Raw genomic sequence first — 6,374 nt, 5'->3', positions numbered from 1 at the left:
TCACGGCCTTTGAGCGCGACCGGGCTCAGATCCAGCAACGGGCGGTTTTGCGAGAACCGCCCGTTTGCACATTCTGGCAGATTTCCCAGACACAAGAGCGCGACATAAGCCGTTCCAACCATCCGCGCGGGGAAGGCCGGGATGCTCCGGTTGCCCTGTTGTCCGCTATGCATGAAGCACACGCAACCTGCTCTTGGCATGGCGGTCCATCGGAGCCAACCGGCTCCCGGCCTTCCCTGCGCCCTCGGCCGTTTTGAGGGTGGAGCGACGAAGCAAAGCTCGGGCGAACAAGCCGCGAGGATGCGAAGATGTGTCTGCCACCACACATTCGCTGTCATCGCCCGGCTTGCCGCCTTCGCCAAGGCTTCGGCGGGCCGAGCACTCCTGTGGGCCTCGGCGTAGCCTTGGCGGAGCCGGGACCGGGCGATCCGGTACGCCGAGACGGCAGTGCTTGAACAGAGACGCCGCGGCGTATTGGATTCCCCGCCGGAGCCTGTCATCGGGCTCGCCGAAGGCGAGACCCGGTGGCGGGGAATGACGGCGTCACCTGGAGAATCAGGCCGCCGCCTCTTGATCGTCATCGCGAGGAGCCCTTGCGACGCAGCGCGTCCGGGACACGAGATTCATGCATCGCCACCCTTCCCCGCCTCCTGCATCGCCAACGGCACTTGTAACGAAAGTGTCATGCAGCGAAACTAAACGAGCCTGGGGCCGCGGTCGCGGCCAAGCCGCCTCACCGCAGGGAGAGATTTGATGCGCCGCTCACTGGTGTTGCTGTCCGCCGGACTGACATTCCTGTCCACCGGACTTGCCTCCTCCCAGAACAACACGCCCCGCAACTTGATCCTGTTCATTCCGGACGGTCTTCGCGCGCTGAAGGTCACACCGGAGACGGCCCCGGCGATGGCCGAGGTCCGCGACAAGGGCGTCAACTTCAAGAACCCGCATTCGTTGTTCCCGACCTTCACCATGGCCAACGGCTCGGCGATGTCGACCGGACACTATCTCGGTGATACCGGCGTTTTCTCCAACACGATCTGGACCAACTACACCTCCGTCCCCGCCGGCGACACCGTGGTCCCCTTTATCGAAAACGATGCCGTGCTCGGCGACATCGACGAGCATTTCAAGGGCGACTATCTGAACGAAGAGACCATCCTGAAGATGGCCCGCGACAAGGGGTTCAGCACCGCGGCGATCGGCAAGGTCGGCCCGACCTACCAGTTCGACCACACGGACAAGCCCGACAGGGCTGGTCTGCACTCGGTCGTGTTCGACGACTCCACCGGCGGCAAGAACGGTGTCGCGCTGTCGGACGAGGTGAAGGACGCGCTGACCAAGGCCGGCCTGCCCACCGCCACGCCACCACGCGGCGACAATTCCAAGGCGGGCGACGCCAAAACCCCTGGCACCACCGTCGCCAACGTCGCGCAACAGGCCTATTTTGCCGATGTCGCCACCAAGGTGGTGCTGCCGATGTTCAAGGCGCGCAACAAGCCGTTCGTGCTGGTGTTCTGGTCGCGCGACCCCGACGGCAGCCAGCACAATACCGGTGACAGCCTCAATCAGATCATGCCTGGGATCAACGGTCCCACCTCGATGGCTGGCATCAAGAATGCCGACACCAACCTCGCCCAGCTCCGCAAGGCGCTCGACGAGCTCGGGCTCGCCACATCGACGAACATCATCGTTTCCGCGGACCACGGCTTCTCGACCATCTCCAAGGAGAGCAAGACCAGCCCCTCGGCCAAGATCAGCTATGACGACACGCCGAAGGACTTTTTGCCGATGGGCTTCCTGGCGCTCGACCTCGCCAAAGCGCTCGACCTGCCGCTGTTCGATCCCAACGACAAGAATGCAAAGATCGAAGGCAATAAGCATCCCAAGGCCGGTAACGGCGTGCTCGGCAAGGATCCGACCAAGCCCGATCTCGTCGTCGCGACCAATGGCGGCTCCGACCTGATCTATCTGCCCAACAAAGACAAGACGCTGGCGGCGAAGACGATCAAGGCGCTGCTCGAGCAGGACTACGTCTCCGGCCTGTTCGTCCACGACTCGCTCGGCCGCTTCCCCGGCACGCTGCCACTGTCAAGCATCAATCTGCGCGGCAAGGCGGCGACGCCGACGCCGTCGATCGTCGTCAACTTCCGCTCCTATGCCAGCGATTGCGGCGAGGCGCCGACCAACTGCTCGGTGCAGGTCGCCGATACCGTCCTGCGCCAGGGCCAGGGCATGCATGGCAGCTTCAGCCGCGGCGACACCATGAACTTCATGGCCGCCATTGGTCCGGACTTCAAAGCCGGCTATGTCGACGAGATCCCGGTCAGCAACGCCGACGTCGGCATGACCGCGGCCCGGCTCCTGGGCCTGCGCAGCGCGCAGAACGGCGTTCTCGTCGGCCGCGTGATCTCGGAAGCCCTGCTCAATGGCACGATGCCGAAGGCCTATGCCGGCACGCTGAAGTCCAAACCGGCCGAGGGTGGCCTGATGACCGTGCTGAACTTCCAGCGCGTCGGCAGCCAGCGCTATTTCGATGCCGCCGGCTTCCCCGGCCGCACGCTCGGGCTCGAGCTTGAGGGCGGTAAACAAAAAACGGCGGGGAAATGACCCCGCCGCTCGATCGCGTCTGCATGAGGCGCGTCGATGTTAAATGCTCAAAATCTTACATGCCAATGTCGAACACGTTGGGCAATTGGCCCGCCAGAGGCAGTGCGGTAGCGCCCAGGAAGGTCGCCACCATCGCCATTAGGCGACGGTTGTTCTGGCGCTTGCCGCGCATCTGGCCGGCGATCCACTCCAGCATCTCGCTGTTGACCTTGGAGGCATAGGACGGTGCCCAGCTCTCGATCTCGGTGTCGGCCGATAGCGCAACGCTTCGCGGCGGCACCTTTAGGCCCGAGGCGCTGGCTGCATAATGGGCAACGGACTTGGCGAGCAGGTCGTCGAACCGGCCACCGTCAGTACGTTCGGTCGCGGCCTCGTTGATCTCGAACAATACTTCGGCCTCGGTGCGGCTCACCGGCTGGTCGTTGACGGCAGTGGCCGTCAGGATGCGTACGCACCAGGCGGTGTCGTCGGCATCGAGCGAACGGGAGAAATGCACCCTTCCTTTGGTGGTCGGGCCTTCGCCCGTGATCACGCCGTCGCGCACGATGCTCAGCGCATGGGCCGCCGTATCGCGGCAGGACGGTTCGAGGGACGACGGCTCGGTAGGCTTAGGCGCAGCGGCAGACATAGTTCACTTCCAGACTTCTTCTGATCGGCCAGCATTTTCATGCCGACGTAAAGGGGTGGTTAACGATTCGATACGGGGATCGCGACTTTTCTAGATGGTTGCCAATTGGTCGCTGTCAGGACCATTTTGGTTCTAGGAAGCGCCGGGCGAGCGTGATGGAAGTCATAAACGGCATTATCGGGGCAATCGGCACCGTGTCACCCCGGGTGGAGATGTTTCGCCGCAGGCGCCGCGGTAACAGAAAGGTGCTAGAAAATCGGTCTTTCGAAGAAGGAATTCACATTTTACTTGAGCCGGTTCACTTGGCTTCGCCAAAACCCTATACTGATGATGACGGCCCGAGATGAATTCCATAGTAAATTCAAAGAGATGAGGTAGAACCATGACACTTCCGATCGGCGCCACCGCCCCCGACTTCGAAGCTGAGACCACCGAAGGGAAGATCAAGTTCCATGACTGGATCGGCAACAGCTGGGCCCTGCTGTTCTCGCACCCCAAGGACTTCACGCCGGTTTGTACGACCGAACTCGGCGCGCTGGCCAAGCTGAAGCCGGAATTCGACAAACGCGGCGTCAAGCTGATGGGCCTGTCGGTCGATCCAGTCGACCGCCATTCCAAATGGTCGGAGGACATCAAGGAGACGCAAGGCGCCGCGCCGAACTATCCGATGATCGGCGACACCGATTTCAACGTCTCCAAACTCTACGGCATGCTGCCGGCCTCGACCTCGGGCGATCCCCTCACCCGCACGCCGGCCGACAACCAGACCGTTCGCAACGTCTTCATCATCGGCCCGGACAAGAAGATCAAACTGGTGCTGGTCTATCCGATGACCACAGGGCGGAACTTCCAGGAGATCCTGCGCGTCATCGACTCGCTCCAGCTCACCGCCAAGCATCGTGTCGCGACGCCGGCCGACTGGACGCAAGGGCAAGACGTCATCATCGCTGGCTCGGTCTCCAACGACGAGGCCAAGACGATCTACCCGCAGGGCTGGAAGGAGCCGAAGCCCTACATTCGCATCGTGCCGCAGCCGAAATAACCCAACTTCCATCCCGGGATGGTCCGACCGACCAGACCTCTGGTGCGCAATTGCGCACCGGGGGATCTCGAGATTCTCTGGTGCGCAATTGCGCACCAGAGTTCGGTCCTTTGAACGGCCCGCAATGACCGCGTTGGATCAGGCCGCGTGGACGCGGTCGAGGAAGCCGTCAACCTCGGCCTTCAGATGCAGGCTCTCGCCCGACAGCGCCTGAGCGGAGGCAAACATCCGGCTCGAGGTCTCGCCGGTTTCGCTCGCGCCCTTGGCGGCGTGACGGACATTGACGGCGACATCGGCCGTGCCCGACACCGCCGCCCGAACGCTGGCCACGATGTTGTGGGTCGCGCTTTTCTGCTGCTCGACCGCAGCCGAGATCGAGCCGGCGATGCCGCTGATGCGCTCGATGGTCTGGCTGATCGCCTTGATGGCGGCAACCGATTCCTCGGTCGCGAGCTGCATGCTCTCGATCTGGTTCGAGATCTCGTCGGTCGCCTTGGCGGTCTGGCCGGCCAGCGTCTTGACCTCCTGGGCCACCACGGCGAAGCCGCGGCCGGCGTCGCCCGCGCGGGCGGCCTCGATGGTAGCGTTTAGCGCCAACAGGTTGGTCTGCTCGGCGATCGAGGTGATCAGCTTGACGACGTCGCCGATACGCGCGCCGGCTTCCGAGAGCTGCGCGATGCGCTGGTCGGTCGCCTCGGCCTGCCGCACCGCTTCGGCGGAGATCTCGTTGGATTCCTGCACCCGGCGGGTGATTTCGGAGATCGATTGGGACAGCTCGTCGGAGGCCGACGCTGCCGAACGCACGTGCTCGGAGGCGTTTTCGGAAGCTCCGGCCGAGTGCGCCGACAGTTCGGCGGTGGAGCGCGCAACATCGGTGAGTTGCCGTGCCACGCGCTCGAATTCGCCCGACGATGCGAGCACCTTGTCGAGAATGCCGCCGACGCTGCCGCGGAACTCCTCGACGAAGCTGCGAAGCTCCGCCTTGCGCTGCTCGGCCGCGGCAGTCGTTGCCGCCGCCTGCTCGCTGCGCAGGCGCGCCCGCTCCAGCGAATTGCTCTTGAAGACCGCGACGGTGCGGGCGATCTCGCCGATCTCGTCGGCGCGATCTTCGCACTCGATCGCGACGTCGCTCTGGCCGTTGGCAAGCGCCGTGAGCGAGTGCGTGACCGAGGTGAGCGGTTTCGTGACACGGCGGACGATCACCAAGGTAAGGATCAGGACCAGGAGCGCCGCGAGACCGGCCGCCGCGGCCATGCTCGAGATCGCCTGGGACAGCATGCTCTCGAACTGGGCCATGGGGATGCCGACATAGAGAATGCCGGCGACCTTGCCGGTCGCGTCCAAGATCGGGAAATAGGCGGTCATGAACGACTTGCCGAACAGCGTCGCCGGCCCCTTATAGGCCTCGCCACGACGCAGCGGCGCCTGTCCCGGATGATCGGCGGCAAGCTGGGTGCCGACCGCGCGATCGCCATTCTCCTTCTTCACATTGGTCGAGCGTCGCACGAATTGTCGGCTCGCCTCGTCGAACACGAACAGGGTCGCATTGCCGCCGACATAGGACACTGCGCGATCGACGATGGCGTGATCCCTGAGCTCGGGCATCTTGGGAATCTCGGCGCGTGCGACTGCGCCGTCCCTCACCGTGATCTTGACGTCTGGAACGGTCTCGGCAAAGGCCAGCGCCAGCGTGCGCAGATTGACCTCGATGTCGCGGAGAGCACGATCATTGAATGCGGATGTCAGCGACCAATAGCCGGCGCCGACCACGAGCGCCGTGTTCACGGCGATCAGCAGCACGGCGCACAGGACTGCCTTGGTGCCGAGCTTGAACTGCGGCAGAAGTTTCGCCGGTAGAAAGTTGGACATGAATCGAGTGACCCCCGTAGCTCCTGCATATTGATGCAATCGGCTTACGGCCCCATTAACGACCGTTTGCACCGCCGGGCGCGGGCATCCTTTCCAAATCGTAAAGAAGCCCCCTCACCACGCCAAGCGCTCCGCCCCTCATCGTCTCGCTCGGCGGCGATCTCCGCCTGTCCGGCCACCCGCCACTCCGCAGCCGGTCAGCGATCACGCGAGCGGGACGCCGCGCTC

The 6,374-nt window shown here is 63.7% G+C and carries 4 protein-coding genes; 2 read left to right on the top strand and 2 right to left on the bottom strand.

The annotated features are described in order from the left end of the window. Positions 1-753: 753 nt before the first annotated feature. Positions 754-2,607 (top strand): nucleotide pyrophosphatase/phosphodiesterase family protein, encoded by a 1,854-nt coding sequence (locus tag IVA78_RS01450; RefSeq protein ID WP_247276238.1) that lies wholly within the window; start codon positions 754-756, stop codon positions 2,605-2,607. Positions 2,608-2,662: 55 nt separating this feature from the next. Here IVA78_RS01450 and IVA78_RS01445 read toward each other — a convergent pair whose 3' ends face one another. Beyond that, positions 2,663-3,235 carry a hypothetical protein gene (locus tag IVA78_RS01445; protein ID WP_247276237.1) on the bottom strand — a complete coding sequence of 191 codons (573 nt, stop codon included), beginning with the start codon at positions 3,233-3,235 and terminating at the stop codon, positions 2,663-2,665. Positions 3,236-3,617: 382 nt separating this feature from the next. On the opposite strand from IVA78_RS01445, the gene IVA78_RS01440 reads away from it, so the two are divergent. Beyond that, the gene (locus tag IVA78_RS01440; RefSeq protein WP_247276236.1) at positions 3,618-4,277 is read left to right on the top strand and encodes a peroxiredoxin; all 660 of its coding nucleotides are present in this window, start codon (positions 3,618-3,620) and stop codon (positions 4,275-4,277) included. 138 nt (positions 4,278-4,415) lie between these two features. Here IVA78_RS01440 and IVA78_RS01435 read toward each other — a convergent pair whose 3' ends face one another. After that, entirely contained in the window at positions 4,416-6,146 is a 1,731-nt protein-coding gene (locus IVA78_RS01435) for a Cache 3/Cache 2 fusion domain-containing protein (protein ID WP_247416858.1), read from the bottom strand. Positions 6,147-6,374 lie beyond the last annotated feature (228 nt).

The sequence above is a fragment of the Bradyrhizobium sp. 137 genome, assembly GCF_023074095.1.
GTDB lineage: Bacteria > Pseudomonadota > Alphaproteobacteria > Rhizobiales > Xanthobacteraceae > Bradyrhizobium.
This window is presented reverse-complemented; position numbering and strand designations above follow the sequence as displayed.